The following is a 25,682-nucleotide window of genomic DNA, read 5'->3' on the forward strand; positions in this document are numbered from 1 at the left end:
TCGAGTTTCATTGCGAGTCAGGTGCACCAATAACATGAAAAAACACCATTTCTGTCTGCTTCCCCTCGCATTGGCGGTGGCGGCTTGTACCAGCTATCAGCACCCCGAACCGGTGCAGGCCAAAGACGCCCTCAAGCAGGCCATGAAGGAGCAGACCCCGACCACGCCGCTGACCACTTTGCCTCCCTCGGTGCAGAGCGAACTGCTGCAGCTCAATCGTCCCCAGCAACCCCTGGCGGTTCCGGAGAAACGGCTGCGCATCGCGGCCCATGACGTCGATGCGGTGGAGTTCTTCGGTTCCCTGTTCAAGGGCTCCCGCTACAGCGTGGCCGTCCATCCCGGGGTGGCCGGTGCCATCTCGGTGGAATTGAAAGACGTGACCCTGCAGGAGGCGCTGGCCACGGTCGGCGACATGTACGGCTTCGACGTGCAGCGCAAGGGCAACGTGTTTCACGTCTATCCGGCGGGTCTGCGCACCGAGACCATCCCGGTCAACTACCTGATGATGGCCCGTCGCGGTCTCTCCCGCACCTCGGTCAGCACCGGCGGGGTGACGGCCAACGACAACAACAATAACGGCAACAACAACTTCGACAGCAGCGGCAACAATAACAACGGCAACAACAACCTCGGCTCCTCCAACGGGGACAACGGCAACAGCAACAACAGCAACGGCACCCGGATCGAGACGGACAGCAACAACGACTACTGGACCGATCTGCGGGACGCCCTGCAGACCCTGATCGGCACAGGCGAGGGGCGGGCCGTCATCACCAGTCCCCAGGCGGGCCTGGTCACCGTGCGTGCCTATCCGAAGGAGCTGAAAGCGGTGCGCGAGTTCCTGGATCAGTCCGGCGAACACCTCAAGCGCCAGGTGGTGCTGGAGGCGCGGATCCTGGAGGTCTCCCTCAACGAGGGCTACGAGCAGGGGGTGGACTGGAGCGGTCTCTCCGCCAGCTGGGACGGCAACAAGGGCATCACGGGGGGCGGCTCCCTGCTCGACAGCCCCATCGCCTCGACCCCCAACCAGATCTTCAGGGCCCTGGGGGGCGGCGCCGGTTTCACCATCTCCGATGGCAACTTCAACGTGGCGGTCAGCCTGCTCAAGACCCAGGGGGACGTGAACACCCTCTCGAGCCCGCGCGTCACCGCCACCAACAACCAGAAGGCGGTGATCAAGGTGGGGACGGACGAATACTTCGTCACCAACGCCTCGACCACCACCACCACCTCGGGCAACTCGGCGCCCATCGTCACGCCGAACGTGGAGCTGACCCCCTTCTTCTCCGGCATCGCCCTGGACGTGACCCCGCAGATCGATGAGCAGGGCAAGGTGCTGCTGCACATCCACCCCTCCGTCATCGACACCGAGGAACAGAGCAAGACCATCAATGTCGGCACGGCGGATCCCCTGGTGCTGCCGCTCGCCAAGAGCGCCATTCGCGAATCGGATACCGTGGTGCAGGCCAACAACGGTGACATCATCGTCATCGGTGGCCTGATGAAGACCGACAAGCAGGAGATCGTCAGCAAGGTGCCGCTGCTGGGGGACATTCCCTGGGTCGGCGAAGCCTTTACCAACCGCCGGGAGAGCACCAAGAAGGTCGAGCTGGTGATCCTGCTCAAGCCGACAGTGGTGGAAAAAGACACCTGGCAGAAGGAGCTGCAACGCTCCTCCGAGCTGCTGGACAAATGGTATCCGCCCAAGGGCTAAGCCATGATGCTGAATTGGTCTATTCCCGGTGTTTCCCTGCCGCGAGCCTTTGAGCTCTGCCAGGGGGGGGCGTCCTCATGTACCTGAACCATTTCGGTTGGCAGGTGTTCTCCTTCGGCCTGATCGGCACTGGCCGTGATGGGCACAGGGAGGGTGTATGTACCTGAGTCACTTCGGCTTGCAGGAGGCGCCCTTTGGCCTGACCCCGAACACCGGCTTCTACTACGGCCTGCCTCCCCACGAGGAGGCCATGCAGGTGCTGAACTGGGCGCTGGCACAGGGGGAGGGCTTCATCAAGGTGACCGGCGAGGTGGGCACCGGCAAGACACTGCTCTGCCGCAAGCTGCTGAGCGAGCTCGGCTCCGAGGCGTGTCCGGTACGCCTGGCCTGGCTGCCCAATCCCCACCTCACGCCGGGGGAACTGCGCACCGCCCTGGCCCTGGAGCTGGGACTGGCGGTGCAGGGGGAGAGCGAGCTGGATCTCACGGATCGCATCCATCGCCACCTCATCGCCCTGCACCAGCAGGGGAGCCGGGTGGTGGTGCTGATCGACGAGGCGCAGGCCCTGCCGGACGAGACCCTGGAGGCCATCCGCCTGTTCGGCAACCTGGAGACGGAGTCCAGCAAGCTGCTGCAAATCGTGCTGTTCGGCCAACCCGAGCTGGATGTCCGGCTGGCCAGGCCCCACCTGCGCCAGTTGCGCCAGCGCATCGGCTTCTCCTACTGCCTGCGCCCCCTGCGGTGCGATGAAACCCGGGCCTATCTGGAGCACAGGCTGCACGTCTCTGGCTATCGCGGGGCGACGCTGTTTGGCGGCCTGGCCCTGCGCCTGCTGTGGCGGGCATCCCGCGGTATTCCGCGGCTCATCAACGTGCTGGCCCAGAAGTGCCTGATGCTGGCCTACGGCCGCGGGACGCGCCGGATCGACAGCGCCCTGGTGCGCCTCGCCATTCGCGATACCGATGACGCCCGAGGTGGCTCATTCGTGCGCTGGTGGCCTCTGTTGCTGCTGCTGGGCGCAGCCCTGGCCTATGGAGTCTGGTCATGAGTGTGATCAATCAGATGCTCAAAGATCTGGAGCAGCGCCAGTCAGGATCCGATGGCGCCGCCGTCTATGTGGCGCCGGCGCGTCAGCAGGGGTGGTGGATGCTGGTGCTGACCCTGCTGTGCACCCTGGCGCTGGCCATCCTCGGCTGGCGCACCTGGATCTACTGGCAGCAGAGCCAGCGCACGGCGCAGCCGACGGTTCAGTTGACGACCCGGCTCGCCCCGGTGAGCGAGCCGTCGCTGCCTGCCTCCTCTGCCACCGAGGTGGTTGCCGTTGCCCCCGCGCCCCAGGTGGCTGCCGCCTCCGGGGTGGTTGGGGTGGATGGCTCCATCGCGGCGAGGGCAAGCGACACCGCCGACCTGGAGCCGGGATCCTCGGCGAGCGGGGAGGTAGCCGACGAGGCCCCGGCGCCGCAGATCCTGGCCGAGACGCCGCCGGAGGATGAGGTCGTCCCGAGCGACGAAGAGTTGCAGCCGGATCTCTATGCCGAGCTGGCCGCAGAGCAGGAGGCTGCCCCGCCCCGCAAACCCGGCGTGCTGAAGATAGAGACGGTGGATCTCTCCGAGCCCGAGCTGGCGGCCCTGGCCGAGCGCAAGGCGACCACCGCCATGGCCAAGGGCCAGATGCGGGAGGCCCAGGACAACTATTACCAGGTGCTGCTCCATGATCCGCACAATCAGGGGGCGCGCGAACAGCTCGCTGGCCTGCTCTACGGCGAGGGACGGCTGACCGAGGCCAGCCAGGTGCTGGAGGAGGGGCTGAGGCTGGATCCCGCCCAGGCCGATCTGCGGCTGCTGCTGGCCCGGGTGGCCATCAGCGGCGGCGATCGCCAGAAGGCGCTGGACTGGCTCACCGGCTACCAGCCGGACCTGGCCGCCAATCTGGACTATTACGCCACCTGGGCGGGGCTCGCCCAGGAGCTGGGTCAGCCAGCCCAGGCGTCCGAGCTCTACGTCAAGTTGTTGCGCCAGCAGCCGGATCAGGGGCGCTGGTGGCTGGGGCTGGGGGTGGCCGAGGATGGTCAGGGCCACCGCCAGCGGGCGCTGGACGCCTATGGCAATGCCCAGCTGCACGGGGATCTGGGCGAGGCATCGACCCGCTGGCTGGAACAGCGGATTGCCCAGCTGACGCCCTCACCCTGACCCTCTCCCAGGGGGAGAGGGAACCGACCAGGGTCGAGTCAGGCTCCCGGGATGATTAGGGTCGTGTAATCGGACACGCCAGTGGGAATGAAATAACGAAATCAGCCCGTAGGTTCGATTAGGGGCGCGTAATCGGACGCGGTGGCGGTTCATCACTGTCATCGGCGTAATCAGAATCAGGAATTCGGAGTAGCAATGGCACAACCCAGACTGAAAATGCGCCTCGGCGACCTGCTGGTACAGGAGCAGATCATCTCGGATGATCAGTTGCAGCTCGCCCTGCAGCAGCAGCGTCAGACCGGGCGCAAGCTGGGGACCACCCTCATCGATCTCGGCTTCATCAGCGAGGTGCAGCTGCTGCAGTTCCTCGCCCGCCAGCTGGACGTGCCCTTCTTCGATCTCAACAACCTCACCATAGACGCCTCGGCCGTGACCCTGTTGCCCGAGGTGCAGGCCCGTCGTTACCGTGCGCTGGCGGTCAACCTCAGCGACGACAAGGTGACCGTGGCCATGTCGGATCCCGCCGACCTGAGCGCCCTGGATGCCATCGCCGCCCTGCTCAGCCCGCGGGAACTGGTGCTGGCGGTGGCGCGGGAAGGCCAGCTGCTGGAGTATTTCGACCGCCTCTATCGCCGCACCCGGGAGATAGAGAGCTTCGCCGAACAGCTGCACGAAGAGTATCAGGACGCCGGTTTCGAGCTGGGCTCCAGCAATCTGGGAGCCAATGACGAAGGGGAGGCAACCGTGGCCAAGCTGCTGCGCTCCCTGTTTGAGGACGCGGTGCAGGTGGGGGCCTCCGACATCCACATAGAGCCGGACGAGAAGGTGCTGCGCATTCGCCAGCGCATCGACGGCGTGCTGCACGAAAACATACTGAGCGAGGTGCGCATCGCCCAGGCGCTGGTGCTGCGCCTCAAGCTGGTGGCCGGGCTCGACATCTCCGAGAAGCGGCTGCCCCAGGATGGCCGCTTCGCCATGAAGGTGCGCGGCCGGGACGTGGATGTGCGTATGTCCACCATGCCGGTGCAGTACGGGGAGTCGGTGGTGATGCGACTGCTGGATCAATCCTCCGGCATACTGTCGCTGGCGGAGACCGGCATGCCGCCGGCCATCCTGAGCCGCTTCCGCCGTCAGCTCAAACGGCCCCACGGCATGATACTGGTGACGGGCCCCACCGGCAGCGGCAAGACCACGACGCTCTACGGCGCCCTCTCCGAGCTCAACCAGGCCAGCCACAAGATCATCACGGTGGAGGATCCGGTGGAATACCGGCTGCCCCGGGTCAACCAGGTGCAGGTCAACCCCAAGATAGGGCTCACCTTCTCCCAGGTGCTGCGCTCCACCCTGCGTCAGGATCCCGACATCCTGCTGGTGGGGGAGATGCGGGACAACGAGACGGTGGAGATAGGCCTGCGCGGCGCCATCACGGGCCACCTGGTGCTGACCACGCTGCATACAAATGATGCCGTCACCAGCGCCCTGCGCCTCATCGACATGGGGGCGCCCGGCTATCTGGTGGCGAGCGCCCTGCGGGCCGTGGTGGCCCAGCGCCTGGTGCGGCGGCTGTGTGAACACTGCGCCTGCGAGACGGCGCCGGACCAGGGGCAGGCCACCTGGCTCACCATGCTCTCCGGCGAGGCACCCGGCCAGCACGTCTACCGCAAGGGGCGTGGCTGCCAGAGCTGCAACTTCACCGGTTATTCGGGCCGGATCGGGGTCTATGAGCTGCTGGAGCTGGATCAACCCATGATGGATGCCCTGCGCCGCAACGATGCGGAGGGCTTCGCCCGGGCGGCACGCGAGCACGAGCACTACCGGCCCCTGGCCCTGACGGCGCTGGACTATGCCCGGGAGGGGATCACCTCGGTGGACGAGGTGCTCAGGCTGGCCGAGGATCTGGGATAAGCCATGGGCAGCTTCAACTACAAGGGGCGCGACAGCCAGGGCCAGGCCGTCAGCGGCGTGGTGGAGGCCGCCAGCGAGCTGGCCGCCGCCGAGCAGCTGATGCGCCGCGGCGTGATGCCCACCGAGCTGAAGGCGGGCAAGGCCAAGGCGGCCGGCATCGACTGGTCGCTGCTGCTGGAGGGGAGCGTCAAGCTGGAGGAGCTGGTGGTGTTCAGCCGCCAGATGTATGCCCTGACCCGGGCGGGGATCCCTATACTGCGCGCCATCGCCGGGCTGGAGGAGAGCGCCCACGGCAAGCCCCTCAAGCGGGCACTTCATGCCCTGGGGGAGGATCTCGGCAACGGGCGACCGCTGTCGAGCTCGATGCAGGCCCATCCCAAGGTGTTCAACAGCCTGTTCGTCGCCATCATCCACGTCGGCGAGAACACCGGCCAGCTGGAGGAGGCCTTCCTGCAGCTCGCCAACTATTTCGATCTGGAGCTGGAGACCCGCAAGCGGATCAAGACCGCCATGCGCTACCCCAGCTTCGTGATGATCGCCATCGGCATCGCCATGGTGATCCTCAATATCATGGTGATCCCGGTGTTTGCCGGCATGTTCGCCAAGTTCGGGGTGGAGCTGCCGCTCGCGACCCGCATTCTGCTCGCCACCTCCCACTTCTTCGTCCACTACTGGTGGCTGCTGCTGGCCATCCTGGCGGGCATGGTGTTTGGCTGGCGCCGCTGGGTCGCCAGCCCCCGGGGCAAGCTGACCTGGCACAGATGGCAGCTCAAACTGCCCATAGTCGGCACCATCATAGAGCGCTCCCTGCTGGCCCGCTTCGCCCGCAGCTTCTCCATGATGCTCAAGGCCGGGGTGCCGCTCAACACGGCGCTGACCCTGGTGGCCGATGCGGTGGACAACGCCTATATGGCGGGGCAGATCCGCGACATGCGGGCGGGCATAGAGCGGGGCGAGAGCCTGCTGCGCACCGCAGGGGCCAGCGGCCTGTTCACCCCCCTGGTGATGCAGATGATCGCGGTGGGGGAAGAGACGGGCCAGGTGGACGAGCTGCTGCACGAGGCGGCCGAGTATTACGAGCGGGAGGTGGATTATGACCTCAAGAGCCTCACCGCCCGCATCGAGCCGATCCTCATCGGCATAGTGGCCGTCATGGTGCTGGTGCTGGCGCTGGGTATCTTTACGCCCATGTGGGACATGATGCGAGCTGTGCGGGGTCAATGATAGGCCTCGGCATCTTCACTCCCCTGATGGTGGGACATGATGAGAGCGGTGCGGGGTCAATGATAGGCCGCGGCATCTTCACTCCCCTGATGGTGGGACATGATGCGAGCGGTTCGTGGCCAGTGATGTGGTTCAGCATCTTCACCCCCCTGATGGTGGGACATGATGAGAGCGGTTCGCGGCCAGTGATGTGGTTCAGCATCTTCACTCCCCTGATGGTGGGACATGATGAGAGCGGTGCGTGGTCAGTGATGCATGCTGTTTGTGGTAGACAAGGTGCGGGAGAGGCATGAGCAGACAGTCCGAGCAGGATGAGCGCTGGCTGGGGGGTTACAGGCGGTTGATCGCCTGCGTCCTGCTGCTGGTCATCATCGCGACCCTGGCCCTGAGCTATCGCAACCACAGGGAGGAGGCGCTGGCGGTCAGCCTGAGCCTGCTGGGGGAGCAATTTGCCGAGCGGGCCCAGCGACTGCACGGGCGCTGGCTCGATGAGCGGCGCCCCGCCGTGCTGCATGCGGAGGGGGTGGCCTGGCAGTTCGATGGGCGGGGCTGGCCGCTGGCGGTGCTGCCGCTGCAGTCACCCTCCGCCAACTGCCGCCAGCTCTGGCTGACGCTGATCGGCCCCGAGGATCCGGGGTTGCCCTCCTGGCAGGCACTCGCCAGCCCGCATGGGGACGGCTGCGAGTTTGGTTGGGAAGGGCACTGGCTGTTCTACCGTTTCAGCGATGGCCGGGTACTGACGAAGCCTTGAGTCGATCTCTCAAGTGCTTCAGCAACATGATTTTTTTCTATCTGCATGAAATAATGCGGACCATTACGGAGGCAGCATGGCAGCAAAGAGAGTGAGCGCCGGCCAGGGACAGGGTCAGATGGCCGGTTTTTCCCTGATCGAGCTGGTGATCGTCATCGTGATTCTGGGGATCCTGGCCGTCACCGCCTTGCCCCGTTTTCTCGACGTGACCGACGAGGCGAAGAAGGCCAGCGTGGAAGGGGTATCCGGCGGTTTCGCCACAGCGGTCTCCCTGGTGCGGGCCCAGTGGGAAGCCGAGGGGCGTGCCAAGCAGGACAGCCTCAACACCGTGCTGTACGACGGTTCCCGTTTCTATCTGACTACGCCGACCGACAGCCAGGTCAGCAACGGCGAGCTCTCCCCCGGTTATCCCATGGACACGGCGGCGAGCGGCGCTCCCGATGTGGATCCGGCCAATCTGACGGCGGCCCGCTGTCTCAATATTTGGGAGGGTTTGTTGCAGAATCCTCCCAAGGCTACTGCCAACTTTGACGAGGTGCGCGGTAGCGGCAATGACCTGAAGTTCTATGCCACGGTGAGCAACAATGGACTGGATTCGGTCTGCCGTTACTATCTGGTCAACAGCCTGAGCAAGGGAAGTGATGGGCGCTATCAGGACCCGCAAGGGAGCATCGACGCCTACATGAGTTTCAGTTACCGCCCGGCCTCCGGCCAGGTGACTACCAATATCAATTGATAAACAGAGGAAAACGTAATGAAAAAGCAATCGGGTTTTACCCTGATCGAACTGGTGATCGTGATCATCATCCTGGGCATTCTGGCGGTCACCGCCGCGCCCAAGTTCCTGAATCTGCAGGATGATGCGCGTCTGGCTGCTGCCAATGGCGTGAAGGCATCACTGCAAAGCTCGTCTCAGTTGGTATACAGCAAGGCTGCCATTCTGGGTGTTGAGGGCTCCTCTTCTGGTGCAGTCTCTGTGGCTGGCGCAACCGTTAACACCAAGTATGGCTATCCGGTGAATACTGACGCAGGTAAGACTGTTGCTCTGGACGGTTGGAGCGGTGCGATGTCTGGTTCTATCGCCACCTTCAAGCCAAGCAACGAGCCCAACAGCAAATGTGCCGTGACTTACGATAATGCCATCACTGCTGCTGGTGGTGTTCCCTCCATCGCCGTCAGCACTGATTGCGGCAAGTAATGATTAAAAAGGCGGGGCTTCGGCCTCGCTTTTTCTTTATCCCCGATATCCCCGATGAGAGCGTGAATGACGACAGCCAAGGGTTTCACCCTGATTGAACTGGTGATCGTAATCCTGTTGCTCGGGATTCTGGCCGCCTTTGCCGTGCCCAAGTGGCTGGGCAAAGGCGGCTTTGAAACCCATACCCTGCGTGACGAGCTGGTGACCCGGCTGCGGCTGGTGCAGACCATGAACATGCATGAAGGGGAGGCGCGCTGCACCCAGCTGGTGCTGGAGCAGAGTCGCTTCGCTCACCTGACCCAGGCTGGCAGTTGTGCGCCCGGGTCCATCATAGTTAACTGGGAGGCGGACGAGCGGAGCCGGGGGCGCGTCGTCACGGCCTCCGGCGGCATTACCCTGCCGCAAGGCAACTTTACTTTCGACAAGCGCAGCGGCCGTCCGCTCTCACCCTACACCTGCGTCAATGGCTGCAACCTGGTGGTGAGCAGCGGGCAGGAGCGCGCCCGGCTGCGCATCGAGCCGGAAGGGTATATCCATGCGATCCCCTAAGGCCCGTCGCGGCTTCACCCTGATCGAGTTCGTGGTCGGCATTGTGCTGCTGGCCATCGCCCTGACCGGCATCCTCGGCCTGCTGATCAATCAGGCTCCCCAGTCGGTGGATCCGGTGCAGCAGGTGCGGGGCGCCCAGCTGGCCCAGCGGATCCTCGGCGAGGTGCTGCAAAAATCCTTCGATGAACACTCGGATCACAATGGCGGCCGTTTTCGCTGCGCCGAGACAGTCGGTACCCCGGCGGTGACCTATCCCGCCTGCACCCCGGTCGCCGATTACGGCCCAGATGGGAGCGAGACGCGCCCCTACGAGTTCAACGACGTGGATGATTTCGATACCGCGGGCAACTGGGTGGACGCCAACCAGTTTACCCAGACGGACGCCGAGGGGGTCAGCGACCAGGAGTATCGCCACTATCAGGTCAGGATCGCCGTCACCCCGGATACCCTGTTCGGGAGCCCGGGCCTGGGGGCCGAGTCCATCGGCAAGCGCGTCTCCCTGACAGTGCGGCTGCCGGACCAGAGCGAGCTGGCTTTCACCCTCTACCGGGGGAACTACTGATGGGCAGGCCGCATTCCCGTTATGCCGCGTCCGATGACGCATCTGTTACCACAGCCCGTTACCGCGTCCGACCTGGGCGGGCACGGGGTTTCACCCTGGTGGAACTGGTGATGGTGATCCTGCTGCTCGGGGTCATGGCCACCTTTACCAGCCAGTTTATCGGCATCGGCACCCAGATTTACGGGGATGCCAGCCGCCGGGAGCAGCTGATGAGCGATGCCCGCTTCGCCCTGGAGCGGCTCAACCGCGAGCTGCGCGATGCGGTGCCGGGCTCGGTGCGCATCGAGGATGAGGCGGGCAATCCTCTGGATAAGGGGGCCTGCCTGCGCTTCTGGCCCATCGCCACCGCCAGCCGTTATCTGGGCTCAGCGGCCAGCGGCGGGCTCACCATAGTGGAGCCCGAGGTGCTGCCCCGGGAGGAGGACGAGGCCATCGTCTACCCCCTTGCCGATCAGGCTCTCAACCTGGAGCAGGGGTGCCTCCATGGCAACTGCGTGGCCAGGGTTATTTCGGTGGGGAGCCCGGTCTCGGGGGCCTTGCCGCTGACGGTGGATGACACCTTCGCCAAGGAGTCGCCGGGGCAGCGCATCTATTTTGCCCGTCAGCAGGTGCGTTACTGCGTGACGAATGCCGCCCTGACCCGGGCCAGCGCCGCCATAGGCACTGACTTTCACGGGAGCACGCCGGCCCTGATGGCCGAGCATATCCGCCCTGCGCTCTATTACTTCTACCGTGAGCCTGCCGCCTTCAGCCAGAGCGAGGTGGGACTGCGGATGGAGCTTGAGCAGCGCGGCGAGCGCGTCCTCTTCAACCACAAGCTGGAGACGCTCAATGTTCCCTAAGCCCCCCAGCAGGCTGGCGCCACAGCGCGGCAGCGCCATCATGGTCGCCCTCTTCGTCATCGTCATCATGGCCCTGCTGGCGGCGGCCATGGGCCGCTTCCTGGTGGACAGCGGCGAGAAGAATACGGTGGAGGTGCGCGGGGTGCGTGCCCTGATGGCGGCCCAGAGCGGGCTGGAAATCGCCCTCTATCAGCTGTTTCCCAATCGCAGTGGCGCCGAGTTGCCCGCCGCCTGCACCAGAGTGGCGGCGTCCCGGGCATTCGACAAGGATCCCGGCCTGAGCGGGTGCCGGGTCTCGGTGAGCTGCAATGAGATCCAGGCCAGTCAGGGGGGAGAGACCAGCACCACCTACCGGCTCACCAGCCTGGGCACCTGTGGCACAGAGGCAGCGGGCGCCAACCCGGGCTTTGCCGTCAGCCGCACCCTGGTGGCGGAAGCCTTTGATGGAGTGACACCGTGAGACTGCCAATGAGGAGTGAGCACCCATGATGCCCCGCTTGAGTTCAGGCCTTTGGCTGGCGCTGATCTGGTGCTCCGCCTCGGTGCAGGCCGCCAGCCAGTGTACTGCGGCCTTCACCTATCCGGTTCAGAGCCATGCCTCTCCCGGTCGACTCGTCATGAGTGGTGAGAGCCGGATCACCAGCGCCACTATGGATACCAATTACCCCTTCCTTGGCAAAACCATCCAGCCGAACGCCAACTGCAACAACAGTGGTTACTGGAACGGGGGTACCTGGATCTCCAATTGCAACGTCAGCGGCGCTTTGGCCAGTCCGCTCAAGGATGTGGCATTTATCAGCGATCCCAATGATTTCCCGCCCGCCTCCGGCGATTTTCCCACCTTTAATGGTCAGAACAATCTGGGGTGTACCAGCGCTTTCACCCCAGCACCCGGTAATTACAAGAATGCCTCCTGGAGCAGCGGCAACTGCCTGGCCACCCTGCAATCTGGGCAAACCTATCGCTTCAACACCTTGTCGCTTTCCGACGGGGCCGTGCTCAACCTCAACGGTGCGACCGTCTATGCCAAGACGGTGCTGGTCACGGGGTACTCGGATGGCATCAAGGGGAGTGGCAACCTGCACGTCAATGAGCTGACGGTCTCCGGCAACGGCAAGCTCTCCGGTGCGAATGTCACCGTCTATGACAACCTGGTGCTCTCGACCAATTCGAACGGCAACGTCACTGCCCGCTTCCAGCCCCACTATGCCAAAGCGGTCGCCCTGAGCGGGCAGAGCCAGATGCCCATGGCGGCGGGGGACTGGGCCATCAGGGAACTGATGGTCGAGGATAACAGCGTCATGACGCTGGAGGGACAGAGTACCCTCAGTGTCTACGAGTTGGAGATGGAGGGGCAGGGCAAGATCACGGCCGCGGGCAGTCGCGGCGATCTGACCCTCAAACTGCATCAGACCCTGGAGGTGAGCGACAACGGCGTCATCAATGGTTATCTGCAGGCCAATTACGTCAAGACCTTCAAGCATCAAAGCACGTCCGACATCCGGCTCTACTTCCGCGGCGGCAGCCACTGGATCGACAAGCTGGAGCTTGGCAGCAACGACAAGCTGATCTTCGATACTGGCTTCGCGGCCCAGCTTTACCTCAAGAGTAACCTGACCCTGAGCGGCCAGATGGAGGTCAATGCCGGGGGCAAGGCCAACGACCTGAGGCTCTACCACTTTGGCAAGGTCACCATGAGCGACAATGCCAAACTCAACGCCATTCTCTATGTGAATGCGGGCGATCTGGCCATGAGCTGGCAGGCCCAGCTGACGGGGGCTGTGTCGGCGGTGAATGTCACCATGACGGATAACAGCAAGGTCATCCATGAGCCCTTTACCGGTGACTGGCCCGGTATCTGTGAAGAGGAACTGACCTGCTTCAGCGACGACTTCTCCGCCAGCACCCTCAGCAACAACTGGGTGGTGGCGCGCAGCAGCGGCAACTTTACCCCCGCCATCGTCAATGGCCGGCTCGGCATGACACAGGCCAGCACCCGGCAATCCACCTCGGCTACTTATCAGCGGCTCTTCCCAGCCGCCAACAATCTGGTAACCATAGAATTCGACCAGTATGCCCACGGCGGCAACGGGGCGGACGGCATGGCGGTGGTGCTCTCCGACGCCAGGGTGACCCCCCAGCCGGGCGCCTTCGGCGGGCCCCTCGGGTATGGCTTCAAGCCAGAAGTCAATGGCTTCAAGCCAGAAGTCAATGGCTTTGCCGGCGGCTGGCTCGGGGTAGGGATAGATGAGTACGGCAACTTCTCGGGTGAAGGCGGGGCGACCAACAAGGGGCGGCGCAAGCAGTCCGTGGTGGTGCGCGGCTCGGGCTCGGGCACCAGCGGCTACAACTACCTCAAGGGCACCTGCAAAGATGGCGCCGACAACGCCAACGGCAACTGCCTGTCACCGACCGTGGACAGCGGTTCGGACAGCAATCGCCCCCATCGCTATCGCCTGACTATCGACTCGCGCATCGGCGGCCAGTCCCTGGTCAAGGTGGAACGCAATACCGGGGGCGGCTACAGCACCCTGATCGACAGCTTCAATGCCGCCGCCCAGAGTGGCCAGGCAGCCATTCCCGAGAATCTGCTGTTGTCCCTGACGGGTTCCACAGGGGATGCGACCAACGCCCACCAGATCGACAACGTCCGGATCTGCGCCCTCAAGTCCAATCCGGTGGGCACCCAGATCGATCACTTCGAGTTCGATCACTCCGGCCAGGCCCTGACCTGCAACCCGGAGACCCTCATCATACGGGCCTGTGCCAACGCCAGCTGCAGCCAGCTGTTCATGGACCCGGTAAGCGCTACCCTGACGCCGCTTAAAAATGGCAGTAATGGCTGGATAGCCGACAGCCAGGTGAGCTACAGCGGCAACACCGCTACCGTGAATTTCAGCGGTGGCACCACCAAATTGCAGCTGCGCAACAATCAGGCGAGCCCCATGAGGGTGGGGGTGAGTGGCTCGACACCGTCCACCAAGCCACTTAGCACGACGCTTTGCCGGGCGGGCAGCGGTGCCCTGAGCGACGCCGCCTGTACCCTGGACTTTGCCGACAGCGGCTTCCTGTTCAATGTGCTGGATACCTATTCCAACCAGCCTCAGGATGTGACTATTAGTGCGGTCAAGAAAGACGATCTTACCCAGCAGTGTGTGCCAGGATTTACCGGGGTGAGGTCTGTCGGCTTTTGGGGAACGTACAACAATCCAAATACCAATAGCTTTGGTAGCAAGATTTCCATCGATGGCAATGTCATTGCTACTTATGCCGCCAGTGTTCCTTTACCAACACCAACCACCCTCAACCTGACTTTTGATAATCAGGGTAAGGCGACCTTGAAAAAAGTGACCTACCCCGATGCTGGTCAGATGCAACTCTATGCCCGCCATAATGGCAGTGGTGAGACGGCGGGTCTGGTGATGCTAGGCGCGGATCAGTTTGTGGCGCGTCCGGTCGGTCTGTGTATTACGCCCCCGCAAGGGGTCTGCGCGGCAGGTGATAGCAGCTGCCCTGTATTCAGAAAAGCGGGGGAGACGTTCCAGATAGATATCAAGGCGATGGCCTGGGAGTCGGCCAATGATGGGGATATCTGCGCAGGGAATCAGACTACGCCTAACTTTGTGCTGAGTGGCATTGGCTTGGGTAGCACCTTGGTGGCACCAAGCCCGGGCACCAATGCCGCGCTGGGTACTACCACTTATAACCATGTGGCAGCGACCAACAGTGCCAATACCATTAGCCAGACAGTGAGTGAGGTGGGAGTGTTCCGGATGACGGCGACCCCGCCGGAGGCAGGTTATTTCAACTACACCATACCGCCCGCTGCCAGCATGCCGGTGGGGCGCTTCGTGCCCTGGGACTTCAATCTGGTGAGCAGTGATGTTGTGCCAGCCTGTGTGGATACGACGGCACCAGAGCGAGACTTTACCTATATGAGTCAGCCATTTGGCATCAAGCTGGAGGTGGTGGCCCGTAATATGGCGGGGGGCGAGACCCAGAACTATACGGGTCTCTTTGCCAAGGGGGGAGCTTATATCACGACAGCCAACAACAAGGATGGCAACTCGCTGTCGAGCCGCTTGCGTAGCCTACCACCCCTGCCATGGCTCAACGGGCGAGCGGCGTTTACCGGTAGCAGCGAGTTCGTGCGCCTGTCCGACACCCAGCCAGACGGACCCTACAAGTCGCTGTTATTTGGTCTCTATATGAGGGACAACGATGGTGATAACTCCCAGATTGCCAGCCCGAACTTCAATGAGACGGTGGCGGGGGATTGCAGCGGTAGCGGATGCAATGCCCGGCTGCTCGACAGTGTGCCGATGCAAGCCTATTTCGGTCGATTACAGGCCAGTACCCGGCAGGGGGTTGCCAGCGCCCCGCTTACGTTGCCTCTGCAGGTGCAATATTTCGAAGGGGGTGGTTGGAAAATCAATCAAGCGGATGTTTGTACACAACTATCTCTGGCTAATAATGGTTTTGATCCGGCAACCATCCTAGATTCGACGCGCAAGATCAGTTTCAACAACGGTTCTTATGAGGTTACGGGTCTGGTACCAGGAGATACGCCGCCACAATCTTTCAACAGCACCCTGACCCTCAGTGGTCTGGCTGTGCCAGCCAGTGTAGCGACAGTAAATAAAGGTGAGATCCTGTTTCATTTCTCTGCACCAAATGTCGCGGTGCGCATTCCCTACAAGGTGGAATTGTCGAAACAGCCGTCACGGCCACTCTGGCTGTCGGATCCACTTACTCAGGCGGGGGAAGCCATTTTCGGCTCCACTCGAGGCAACGATCGCATTATTTATCGCCGCGAAGTGATGCCCTGAAAATGATATGGGGGCAGGGAGAGGGGCGCTTTGGGATGGGCCTGCGTCTTATCTCCTTGTTTCGTAGTGTTTGTCGGCCTGAGCGGGTGAGTGATGACTCGCATTTTTGTCGCGCTTGATTGACTGGCGACAGTTTGAGCGCTTGCCCATTGGGGTGGGCATTGGTAAAGTTAGCCGGTTTTCTGCACCTCCAAATTCTTAGGATTTCCCGTAGCCATGTTCAAAAAGCTCAGAGGCGTCTTTTCCAACGATCTGTCGATCGATTTGGGAACTGCCAACACCCTGATCTACGTAAAAGATCAAGGGATCGTCCTTAACGAACCCTCAGTTGTCGCCATTCGCCAAGAGCGCGGGAACGCCAAATCGGTCGCTGCCGTCGGTCATGCCGCTAAGCAGATGCTGGGTCGTACCCCTGGTAACATCTCCGCCATTCGTCCGATGAAAGACGGCGTGATCGCCGACTTCTACGTGACCGAGAAGATGCTGCAGCACTTCATCAAGCAGGTTCACGACAACAACTATTTCCGCCCCAGCCCCCGCGTGCTGGTGTGCGTGCCGTGCGGCTCCACCCAGGTCGAGCGCCGTGCCATCAAGGAATCCGCGCTGGGCGCCGGTGCCCGCGAGGTCTACCTGATCGACGAACCCATGGCCGCCGCCATCGGTGCCGGCCTGCCGGTCTCCGAAGCGACCGGTTCCATGGTGGTGGACATCGGTGGTGGTACCACAGAAGTGGCCATCATCTCCCTGAACGGTGTGGTCTACTCCCAGTCCGTGCGTATCGGTGGCGACAAGTTTGACGAAGCCATCATCAGCTACGTGCGCCGCAACTACGGCAGCCTGATCGGGGAAGCCACCGCCGAGCGCATCAAGCACGAGATCGGCTCCGCCTACCCGGGCGAAGAGGTGCGCGAGATCGAAGTCCGTGGTCGCAACCTGGCCGAAGGGGTACCGCGCAGCTTCACCCTGAACTCCAACGAGATCCTGGAAGCGCTGCAAGAGCCGCTGTCCGGCATCGTCTCCGCCGTCATGGTCGCCCTGGAGCAGTCCCCGCCCGAGCTGGCGTCCGACATCTCCGAGCGCGGCATGGTGCTGACCGGTGGTGGCGCCCTGCTCAAAGACATCGACCGTCTGCTGATGGAAGAGACCGGCATCCCGGTCGTCGTGGCTGAAGATCCCCTCACCTGTGTCGCCCGTGGCGGTGGCAAGGCGCTGGAACTGATCGATATGCACGGTGGCGATCTGTTCCACTACGAATAAGACCCAAAGCCGGCCGAGCGCCGGCTCTTTTTTGACGACTCATGAAACCCATCTTTGGTAGAGGCCCTTCGCTTCAGTTACGGTTGTTTCTCGCCGTCATCATCTCTGTCGCTGCCATCGTCGCGGATTCCCGCTTCGGTGTGTTCACGCACGTCCGCGTCTATCTGAGTTCTCTCGTCAGCCCGCTGCAATACATCGCCAACGCGCCAGGCACCCTGCTCGACACCATGTCGACCCAGGTGCAGACCCGATCCAGCCTGATCGAGCAGACCAAGCAGCAGGAGCAGCAGCTGTTCACCCTGCGCTCCCGCCTGCTCAAGCTGGATCAGCTGGAGCACGAGAACCAGCGTCTGCGCGAGCTGCTGGGTTCGCCTGTGCACAAGGAGTCCCGCAAGATGGTGGCCGAGCTGCTGTCGGTGGATTCCGACCCCTTCAGCCATCAGGTGCTGATCAACAAGGGGGCGCTGGACGGCGTCTATAACGGCCAGCCGGTGATCAACGATCAGGGGGTGGTCGGCCAGGTGCTCCACGTGGGCTCCACCACCAGCCGCGTCCTGCTCATCACCGACTCCAGCCACGGCATTCCGGTGCGGGTGCTGCGCAACGATCTGCGCGCCATCGCCTCCGGCAGCGGCGAGCTGGACAAGCTGGAGCTGCGCAACCTGCCGCGCAACACCGACGTCCAGGTCGGCGATCTGCTGGTCACCTCTGGCCTCGGCGGCCGCTTCCCGGAAGGTTATCCGGTGGCGACCGTGACCCGATCCGATTACGTGGAGGGCAAGCCCTTCGCCCAGATCGAGGCCAAGCCCCTGGTGGCGCTGGACAGGCTGCGTTACCTGCTGCTGCTGTGGACCGACAAGAAGCCGGAAGTGCATGACGACGAGGCCATGGCGCCGGTGGCGGCGCCCTCTGCGGCGACGGCCACCTCGGCGGCGGAGGCGACGCGCTGATGCTGCAACCCGCCAGCGGCAGGATCTGGATCTGGATCTCGATCCTGCTGGCCCTGTGTCTCTCGATCCTGCCGCTTCCCTTTCAATTCGAACCCTTCAGGCCGGACTGGCTCGCCATGGTGCTCATCTACTGGGCGCTGGCGTTGCCGCACCGCACCAACGTCGGCACCGCCTGGGTGGCGGGCCTGCTGCTGGACGTGCTGCTCGGCAGCACCCTCGGCGTGCGGGCCATGGCCATGGCCATCACCACCTATCTGGCGGCCTTCCAGTTCCAGAAGATCCGCAACTTCTCCCTCTGGCAGCAGGCGCTGATCATCGGTCTGCTCTCCCTGGTGGGCAAGATCACCGTGTTCTGGGCCGAGCACCTGTTCAGCCGGGCCAGCCTCAACCTGGCCTATTTTTGGTCGACGTTGACAACGATGTTAATATGGCCCTGGATTTTTATGGTCTTGCGCAAGGTACGCCGTCGCTTCAATATCAAGTGAACATGAGCAAAAACAACGGATTGTAACTGCGTCTCATCTCATTGAGTGAATATGAACAAGCACAACGAACTGCAACTCTATCTCGCCTCGGGCTCTCCCCGCCGGCACGAACTGCTGACCCAGCTGGGCTACCGTTTCGAGGTGCTCAGGCTGGATGTGCCCGAGCAGCGGGAGGCGGGCGAAAAGCCCCAGGATTACGTCTGCCGGCTCGCCCGTGACAAGGCGATGGCCGGTGTGGCCGCGGCCCCGACCCCGACCCCATTGCCTGTGCTGGGGGCCGACACCATAGTGGTGCTGGGAGACAGGGTGCTGGAGAAACCCTCCGACCTGCTCGATGCCAAGGACATGCTGGAGGCGCTCTCCGGCAAGGTTCACCAGGTGATGACGGCGGTGGCCCTGGCCACCCCGGATCGCTGCGACGTGCGGCTGGTCACCACCAATGTGGCATTCCGCAAGCTGGACGAGGCCGAGATAGAGGCCTACTGGCGCACGGGTGAACCCTGCGACAAGGCCGGTGCCTATGCCATCCAGGGCATCGCCGGCAAGTTCGTCAGCCGCATCGAGGGGAGCTACAGCGCCGTGGTCGGCCTGCCCCTGCTGGAGACGGATCTGTTGATCAAGCAGCACCTCGAGCAGACTCGGTAATCCCCTCGTCAGCAGTTCGCTGCTGAGTTACCCGTTGTTCGTCGTGCCAGAATTCAAAACTAGAAAGGCAAGGTAACTTATGTCAGTAGAACTGCTGGTGAACGTCACCCCCTCAGAGACCCGGGTCGCCCTGGTCGAGAACGGGCTGCTGCAGGAAGTGCATGTAGAACGTCAGGCCAAGCGCGGCATAGTGGGCAACATCTACAAGGGCAAGATCAGCCGGGTGCTGCCCGGCATGCAGGCCGCCTTCGTCGACATCGGCATGGACAAGGCCGCCTTCCTGCACGCCTCCGACATAGTGCCCCACACCGAGTGCGTGGCGATCAAGGAGAAGGAGCAGTTCCAGGCGGGCAACATCGCCGAGCTGGTGCGCCAGGGCCAGGACATCATGGTGCAGGTGGTGAAAGATCCCCTGGGCACCAAGGGTGCCCGTCTCACCACCGACATCACCCTGCCGTCCCGCTACCTGGTCTTCATGCCGGGCAGTGCCCACGTCGGCGTCTCCCAGCGCATCGAGTCCGAAGCGGAGCGGGAACGCCTCAAGCGCACGGTGGCGGGCTATGTGGACGAGCTGGGTGGCTACATCATCCGCACCGCCGCCGAAGGGGTGGGGGAGCAGGAGCTGGAGCAGGACGCCGCCTTCCTCAAACGCCTGTGGCGCAAGATCCTGGAGCGCAAGCAGAAGTACCCGCCCTGCAAGATCCTCTACGAGGATCCCAGCCTGGCCTTCCGGGTGGTGCGCGACTTCGTCGGTGCCGAGCTCGACAAGATCCGGGTCGATTCCCGCCAGAGCTTCGAGCTGCTTTCGCATTTCACCGGGGAGTATGTGCCCGAGCTCGCGAACAAGCTGGAGTACTACTCCGGCGAGTCGCCCATCTTCGATCTCTACGACGTGGAGAACGAGATCCAGCGCGCCCTGGAGCGCAAGGTGGAGCTGAAATCCGGCGGCTACCTCATCATCGACCAGACCGAAGCCATGACCACGGTGGACATCAACACCGGCGCCTTCGTCGGCCATCGCAACCTGGAAGAGACCATCTTCAACACCAACGTCGAGGCCACCGCCGCCATCGCCCGCCACCTGCGGCTGCGCAATTTGGGCGGCATCATCATCATCGACTTCATCGACATGCAGTCCGAGGATCACCGCCGCCGGGTGCTCCACAGCCTGGAGCTGGCGCTGGCCAAAGACAGGGCCAAGACCAACGTCAACGGCTTCTCCCAGCTCGGGCTGGTGGAGATGACCCGCAAGCGCACCCGGGAGAGTCTGGAGCACGTGCTCTGCTCCGAGTGCCCCGAGTGCAAGGGGCGCGGCCGGGTCAAGACGGTGGAGTCGGTCTGCTTCGAGATCCTGCGGGAGATCATCCGGGTCAACCGTGCCTACGATGCGGATCAGTTCACCGTCTATGCGGCCCCCTCGGTGGCCGATTACCTGCGGGGGGAGGAGTCCCACAGTCTGGCCGAGCTGGAGGTCTTCATCGGCAAGCAGGTCAGGGTGGTGACGGAGCCGCTCTGCGGGCAGGAACAATTCGATGTGGTGATGATGTAATTGATCTACCGCTGGCTGAGTCGGGGCTGGTTAGCCCTCGGGGTCTTCTTCGTGCTGCTGGCCATCCTGGTCAGCGTGGTACGCCTTGGCGGCCCCCTGCTCAACCAGCACAGGCAGGCGCTGATCGCCACCCTGCTCGGCGACAGCCAGCTGGAGGTGAGCGTCGAGCATGTCGGGTTGAGCTGGACCCAGCGCGGCCCGGCTCTCGAGCTGCAAGGGCTCGCCATCGCCCCCGATTCGGGGCGTTTCTCCCTGCGCCTTGGCAAGGTGTGGGCCCACCTCGACTTCTGGCGCTCCCTCAACGACTGGAAGCCGGTGTTCGGCCAGCTGTTGCTGAGCGACGGCGACATGGCGCTGGATCTGGCGCAGCCGGCCGCCCCGACCGGGGAGAAGAGCCCGGATCAGCAGCGGGCCCTGCTGCGCTTCCTGCTGACCCAGCTCTCCACCTTCGACATTCATGACAGCCGCCTGAGCGTGACCACGGCGCTCGGAGAGGTGCGCGCCCTCAACATCGCCCAGCTGCGCTGGCAGAATCGCGGCAAGCGCCATCAGGGGGTGGGCAAGGCCTACCTCATCAACGGGGTGGGCGAGAGCGCCATCGATCTCATCATCGACGTGGATGCCCCGCAAGTGCGCCTCGACAGGCTCAAGGGCCAGCTCTACCTGGGGGCCAGCGAGCTGGACATCAGCCCCATGCTGGCGCGGATCCACGCCGGCGAACCCAGGGTGACCGGCCAGCTCGACTTCCAGCTGTGGAGCGAGTTCGAGGGGGGGAGGCTCGGCAACTCCCTGCTGGCCTTTGGCAACAACCATCTGATCTGGAAGGACGAGGTCAAGGGGGAGCCGCACCGGCTCGATCTGCAGGGGGGCAAGATCCAGCTGCGGCGCGACGGTGAGGAGTGGCAGCTCGCCAGCCATGACGTGACCTTCAAGCTCGACGGGGCGACCTGGCTGCAGAGCCGGTTGCAGCTAGAGCGGGTCGGTTCCCGCATCCAGGGCTATGTGCCCGCCATCGATCTCAACCAGATGGCCAACCTGAGCCAGCTGGTCTCGGGCCTCTATCCCGAACTGACCAAGACCCTCAAGCACACCCAGCCCAAGGGCAAGGTGCAGGAGCTGGTGCTGCAGGCCGATGGCGACTGGCAGGGGCTCTCCCTGAGCGGCCAGCTCAGGGGCTTCGAGACTAAGGCTTGGCACGACGTGCCCGGGCTGCAGAAACTGGACGGTGACTTCTGGCTGACCCCGGCCGGGGGCAGCGCCCGCCTGACCCTGGGCAAGGGCAAGGTGGATCCCGCCCGACACTTCAAGGTGCCGATCCCGGTCGACAGCCTCTCGGCGCGCCTCGACTGGTGGCGGGAGACCCAAGGCTGGGTGCTCTACGGCCAGGACATAGCGCTGGATAACGAGGACTTGAGCCTCGCCAGCCGTTTCCGCCTCGATCTGTTCGAGCACCCCTTCCTCGCCCTGACCGGCCGCATCGACGTGAAGAATGCGGCCCATGCGGATCGCTACTATCCGCTGGCCGTGATGAGCGACGGCCTGGTGGACTACCTGAGCGGCGCCATCAAGGGGGGCAAGGCCAAGGGGGCCGATCTGCTCTGGTATGGCGAATTCCGCGACTTCCCCTACGACAAGGGCCAGGGGGTCTTCCAGGTCGCCGTGCCGCTGGAGCGGGCCACCTACGAGTTCTTCCCCGGTTGGCAGCCACTCACCGACCTGCAGATCGATCTGCTGTTCCAGAACGCGGGTCTGGATATGCGCAGCAGCGCCACCCGGCTCGGCAAGGCCAGATCCGACGCCGTGCATGCCTGGATCCCGGATCTCTCCCCCGGCGCGCACCTCTACGTGGATGCCAAGGTCCAGGGGGAGGGGCAGGCCATCAGCGGTTACCTGCAGGAGTCTCCCCTCGCGGGCTCCGTGGGGCAGGCGCTGCGGGAGATCGAGATCCGCGGCCCCATGGAGGGCACGGTCAAGCTCGACATCCCCCTGGATGGCAAGGGCGAGGTCAAGGCCAGCGGAGAGGCGAACTTCCATGACAACAGCGTCAGGATCGCCGCCCTGGATCTGCCCCTGGAGAAGGTTCAGGGACGACTCGAATATGACAACGAGCACACGCACTTCAGCAACCTCAAGGCCAGCCTCTGGAACCAGCCGCTGACCCTGGATTACCGGGGCAAGCAGCTGCCCCACGGCTATCAGGCGGATCTCAAGTTCAAGGGACTCTGGGACAGCAGCCGCCAGCGCCAGGACATTCCCGCCCTCGAGATGCTCAAGGGGCGCAGCAACTGGACGGGGACCCTGGGGCTGACCCTGCCCGAGAACAAGGCCTTCAGCTTCCAGCTGGCGCTGGACTCCAACCTGCACGGGATGGGGCTGGATCTGCCGGTGCCGCTCGCCAAGGCGCCCGGGAGCCGGCTCCCCCTCAAGGTCACGGCACGGGGCCGCGACGGCAGCGCCGACATTCGCGCCGTGCTGGGGGCCGATGTGGATATGCAGAGCCGGCTGGTATATGGCGAGGGGGCGGCCTACCTCAGCCGGGTGCGGGTCAACGTCGGCCAGCCCGGGGCCAGGGTGCTGCAAGACAAGCCCATGCTGCTCGCCATCAATCAGCCCCGGGCCGACGTGGCCGGCTGGCTGGCGCGGCTCACGCGCTGGTTGCCGGGCAAGGAGGCGGGGAGCAGCGGCAATGCGGTGGTCGGCCCCGCCTTCCTGCCTCAGGAGTGGTGGGTCGATGGTATGCTCGCCCGGGCCGACATCGGCAGCGCCAACCTCAAGGCGGTGCACTTCACCGTGGGGCCGGTGAACCTGGCCACCGAGGTGATGATCGACAGCCCCGAGGTGATGGGGGTGGTGCGCATTCCCGTGACGGACAGGCAGCCCATCGACGCCAAGTTCGCCCGCATTCACTGGTCAGGCAAGGGATCCGACCTCAGCCCCGAGCCCGATGCGAGGCAGGACAAGGCCATCATGGATGCCATTCCCTGGCTCACCTTCAGCTGCGTGGATTGCCGCTTCGGTGCCCTGCCCCTCGGGGAGCTCAAAGGGGAACTGGTGCCCGGGGCCAACCGGCTCGATCTCAAGGGGGTGGAGATGCGGCTCGCCGGCAGCACCCTGAGCGGGAGCGCCGAGTGGCTGGCGCGGCCCGGCCAGATGCAGACCCGGGCCCGTGCCCACCTCAGCACCCAGAACAGCGAGCTGCTGCTCAAGCGACTCGGCTTCACCTCGCCCATAGGCGACGCGCCGGGCAAGCTGGCGCTGGATCTGAACTGGCGTGACGTGCCCTACCGACTGGATCTGCCGACCCTGGCAGGCAGTGCCGATTACCAGCTGGAGGGGGGCACCCTGCGGGAGGTCAACGACAAGGGGGCGCGCCTGCTCTCCCTGCTGAGCCTCGACTCCCTGATGCGCAAGCTGCGCCTCGATTTTCGCGACGTGTTCGACAAGGGCTTCTACTTCGAGTCCATGTCCGCCTCCGCCAGGATCAAGCAGGGGGTGGTGGAGAACAACGACTTCTACATGAAGGGGGCGGCGGGCAACCTGCGTGGCGAGGGCATCGCGGATCTGGTGCGCTGGCATCTCGATTACGATCTGAGCTTCTCCCCGAACCTGGGCGGCACCCTGCCGGTGGTGGCGGCCTTCTCCCTGACCCCCATCACCGGGCTCTATGTGCTGGCACTCTCCAAGCTGCTGGAGCCGGTGGTGGATGTGGTGACCCGCATCGACTTCCGGGTCTCGGGCCCGCTGGACGATCCCAAGCTGATCGAGGCCGGCCGGGATCGCGCCCGTATCAAGCTCAACCAGCAGCAGAAGCAGGCGGTGGATGCGGTGGCGCCGAACCTGCCCGCCGAGGAGGTCACCCCCTTCCTGCTGACCCCCAAGCCCGGCGAACCTGCCCGGCGCTGAGGAGCGGCATCCGGTGCCAAAATCCTTTCGTCCCGGGCCCGAACCCCTCATAGTGCTGGGATGCCCCCGCAAGCCGAGGATGCAGAGTCCGGCGGCTTGCCCAATCACAAGGAGCGCGTCATGTGGCTAGCCGCCATACAGTTGATCTCGGGCCGTCACTGGCAGGATAACCGGGTACAGATTGCCGCCGAGCTGGCGGCGTTGCCGAGGGAGCGCCCCTTGCTGGTGCTGCTGCCGGAAAACTTCGCCCTGTTCGGCGAGCGCCAGGGCTATCTGGATGGGGCAGAGGCCCTGGGTGAGGGGCCCATCCAGACCCAGCTGGCCGCCTGGGCGCGGGAGTACGGGATCTGGCTGGTGGCCGGGGCCATGCCCACCACCATCGCCGGTTCCGACCATATTCACACCAGCTCCCTGGTGTTCGATCCCGGCGGCGAGCTCAAGGGCCACTACCACAAGATCCACCTGTTCGATGTGGACGTGGCGGACAACCACGGCCGCTACCGGGAGTCCGAGACCTTCAGCCCGGGCCAGGAGTGCGTGCTGGTGGACTCTCCCTTTGGTCCCCTCGGCCTCTCTATCTGTTATGATTTGCGCTTCCCCGAGCTCTATCGCCGGCTGGCCCGGGCCGGCGCCCGGGTGCTGCTGGTGCCTGCCGCCTTCACCGCCGTGACCGGAGAGGCGCACTGGGAGCCGCTGCTGCGGGCCCGCGCCATCGAGAACCAGTGCTATGTGGTGGCCGCCAATCAGGGGGGCACCCACGAGACGGGGCGCCAGACCTGGGGCCACAGCATGGTGATCGATCCCTGGGGCCGGGTGCTGGCCTGCCAGGATTCGGGCCCAGCCACCGTGCTGGTGAAGATGGAGCCCGGGCTGGTCGACGAATTGAAACGCACCATGCCAGTGCTGACCCATGCCCGTTTGTTGTGATGGTGTGGTGAAGAACTAAAACGCAGCCGTTTGCCGGTGATGGAGCACGCCCGTTTGCTTGATTGACGTAGGGTGCAACAAGCGAAGCGCATTGCACCTGTGTCTATCTTTGGGTTGGCGATGCAATTCACTTCGTTCATTGCACCCTACGAATACGAACTTGTCACCGGGCCACACCGGATGAATTAACCGTTACGACATC

20 protein-coding genes are annotated in these 25,682 nt (G+C 63.7%); all 20 read left to right on the plus strand.

Translation table 11 applies throughout. The features are described from left to right. Nucleotides 1-34: 34 nt before the first annotated feature. The 20 genes from mshL to AC1IN8_RS10195 all read left to right on the plus strand — a co-directional run bounded on the left by mshL (nt 35) and on the right by AC1IN8_RS10195 (nt 25,480). Nucleotides 35-1,714 (plus strand): pilus (MSHA type) biogenesis protein MshL, encoded by a 1,680-nt coding sequence (gene mshL / locus AC1IN8_RS10100; RefSeq protein WP_479758787.1) that lies wholly within the window; start codon nt 35-37, stop codon nt 1,712-1,714. A 157-nt stretch (nt 1,715-1,871) separates the two neighbouring features. Then, on the plus strand, nt 1,872-2,762 hold the full coding sequence (locus AC1IN8_RS10105) for an ExeA family protein (RefSeq protein ID WP_247627404.1): 891 nt from the start codon (nt 1,872-1,874) through the stop codon (nt 2,760-2,762). Continuing rightward, nucleotides 2,759-3,904 (plus strand): tetratricopeptide repeat protein, encoded by a 1,146-nt coding sequence (locus AC1IN8_RS10110; protein ID WP_479758788.1) that lies wholly within the window; start codon nt 2,759-2,761, stop codon nt 3,902-3,904. The genes AC1IN8_RS10105 and AC1IN8_RS10110 overlap by 4 nt, the downstream gene beginning before the upstream one ends. Nucleotides 3,905-4,099: 195 nt before the next feature. Beyond that, nucleotides 4,100-5,809, plus strand: a complete 1,710-nt coding sequence (gene mshE / locus AC1IN8_RS10115; protein ID WP_479758789.1) for an MSHA fimbrial ATPase MshE — start codon at nt 4,100-4,102, stop codon at nt 5,807-5,809. Nucleotides 5,810-5,812: 3 nt separating this feature from the next. Continuing rightward, complete coding sequence (locus tag AC1IN8_RS10120) at nt 5,813-7,033, plus strand: type II secretion system F family protein (protein WP_202047766.1); 1,221 nt, start codon at nt 5,813-5,815, stop codon at nt 7,031-7,033. A gap of 289 nt (nt 7,034-7,322) precedes the next feature. Continuing rightward, a complete protein-coding gene (locus AC1IN8_RS10125; RefSeq protein ID WP_265435468.1) occupies nt 7,323-7,784 on the plus strand; it encodes a hypothetical protein in 462 nt (153 codons plus the stop codon). Nucleotides 7,785-7,860: 76 nt separating this feature from the next. Continuing rightward, nucleotides 7,861-8,520 (plus strand): type II secretion system protein, encoded by a 660-nt coding sequence (locus AC1IN8_RS10130; RefSeq protein ID WP_479758790.1) that lies wholly within the window; start codon nt 7,861-7,863, stop codon nt 8,518-8,520. An 18-nt stretch (nt 8,521-8,538) separates the two neighbouring features. After that, nucleotides 8,539-8,982 (plus strand): prepilin-type N-terminal cleavage/methylation domain-containing protein, encoded by a 444-nt coding sequence (locus AC1IN8_RS10135; protein WP_404837593.1) that lies wholly within the window; start codon nt 8,539-8,541, stop codon nt 8,980-8,982. Nucleotides 8,983-9,048: 66 nt separating this feature from the next. Then, nucleotides 9,049-9,531 (plus strand): pilus assembly FimT family protein, encoded by a 483-nt coding sequence (locus AC1IN8_RS10140; RefSeq protein WP_479758791.1) that lies wholly within the window; start codon nt 9,049-9,051, stop codon nt 9,529-9,531. Beyond that, nucleotides 9,518-10,093: a prepilin-type N-terminal cleavage/methylation domain-containing protein gene (locus AC1IN8_RS10145; protein WP_479758792.1), complete on the plus strand. Its 576-nt coding sequence runs from the start codon at nt 9,518-9,520 to the stop codon at nt 10,091-10,093. The genes AC1IN8_RS10140 and AC1IN8_RS10145 overlap by 14 nt, the downstream gene beginning before the upstream one ends. Continuing rightward, entirely contained in the window at nt 10,093-10,935 is an 843-nt protein-coding gene (locus tag AC1IN8_RS10150) for a PilW family protein (protein ID WP_479758793.1), read from the plus strand. Before AC1IN8_RS10145 ends, AC1IN8_RS10150 begins: the two co-directional genes overlap by 1 nt. Continuing rightward, nucleotides 10,925-11,395 (plus strand): MSHA biogenesis protein MshP, encoded by a 471-nt coding sequence (locus AC1IN8_RS10155; RefSeq protein WP_479758794.1) that lies wholly within the window; start codon nt 10,925-10,927, stop codon nt 11,393-11,395. The genes AC1IN8_RS10150 and AC1IN8_RS10155 overlap by 11 nt, the downstream gene beginning before the upstream one ends. A 28-nt stretch (nt 11,396-11,423) precedes the next feature. Then, the gene (locus AC1IN8_RS10160) at nt 11,424-15,764 is read left to right on the plus strand and encodes a DUF6701 domain-containing protein (RefSeq protein WP_479758924.1); all 4,341 of its coding nucleotides are present in this window, start codon (nt 11,424-11,426) and stop codon (nt 15,762-15,764) included. 216 nt (nt 15,765-15,980) lie between these two features. Then, complete coding sequence (locus AC1IN8_RS10165) at nt 15,981-17,021, plus strand: rod shape-determining protein (protein WP_005308111.1); 1,041 nt, start codon at nt 15,981-15,983, stop codon at nt 17,019-17,021. A 41-nt stretch (nt 17,022-17,062) separates the two neighbouring features. Beyond that, nucleotides 17,063-17,971, plus strand: a complete 909-nt coding sequence (gene mreC, locus AC1IN8_RS10170) for a rod shape-determining protein MreC (RefSeq protein WP_139439229.1) — start codon at nt 17,063-17,065, stop codon at nt 17,969-17,971. Beyond that, a complete protein-coding gene (gene mreD / locus AC1IN8_RS10175; protein WP_025325450.1) occupies nt 17,971-18,456 on the plus strand; it encodes a rod shape-determining protein MreD in 486 nt (161 codons plus the stop codon). The genes mreC and mreD overlap by 1 nt, the downstream gene beginning before the upstream one ends. Before the next feature lie 51 nt (nt 18,457-18,507). Then, entirely contained in the window at nt 18,508-19,101 is a 594-nt protein-coding gene (locus tag AC1IN8_RS10180) for a Maf family protein (protein ID WP_479758795.1), read from the plus strand. Between the two features lie 79 nt (nt 19,102-19,180). Next, the gene (gene rng / locus AC1IN8_RS10185; protein ID WP_025325452.1) at nt 19,181-20,650 is read left to right on the plus strand and encodes a ribonuclease G; all 1,470 of its coding nucleotides are present in this window, start codon (nt 19,181-19,183) and stop codon (nt 20,648-20,650) included. Then, entirely contained in the window at nt 20,651-24,553 is a 3,903-nt protein-coding gene (locus AC1IN8_RS10190; RefSeq protein ID WP_479758796.1) for a YhdP family protein, read from the plus strand. A 120-nt stretch (nt 24,554-24,673) separates the two neighbouring features. Next, on the plus strand, nt 24,674-25,480 hold the full coding sequence (locus AC1IN8_RS10195; RefSeq protein ID WP_427231178.1) for a carbon-nitrogen hydrolase family protein: 807 nt from the start codon (nt 24,674-24,676) through the stop codon (nt 25,478-25,480). The last annotated feature ends 202 nt before the right edge of the window (nt 25,481-25,682 follow it).

The organism is Aeromonas sp. 130281 (genome assembly GCF_056642115.1).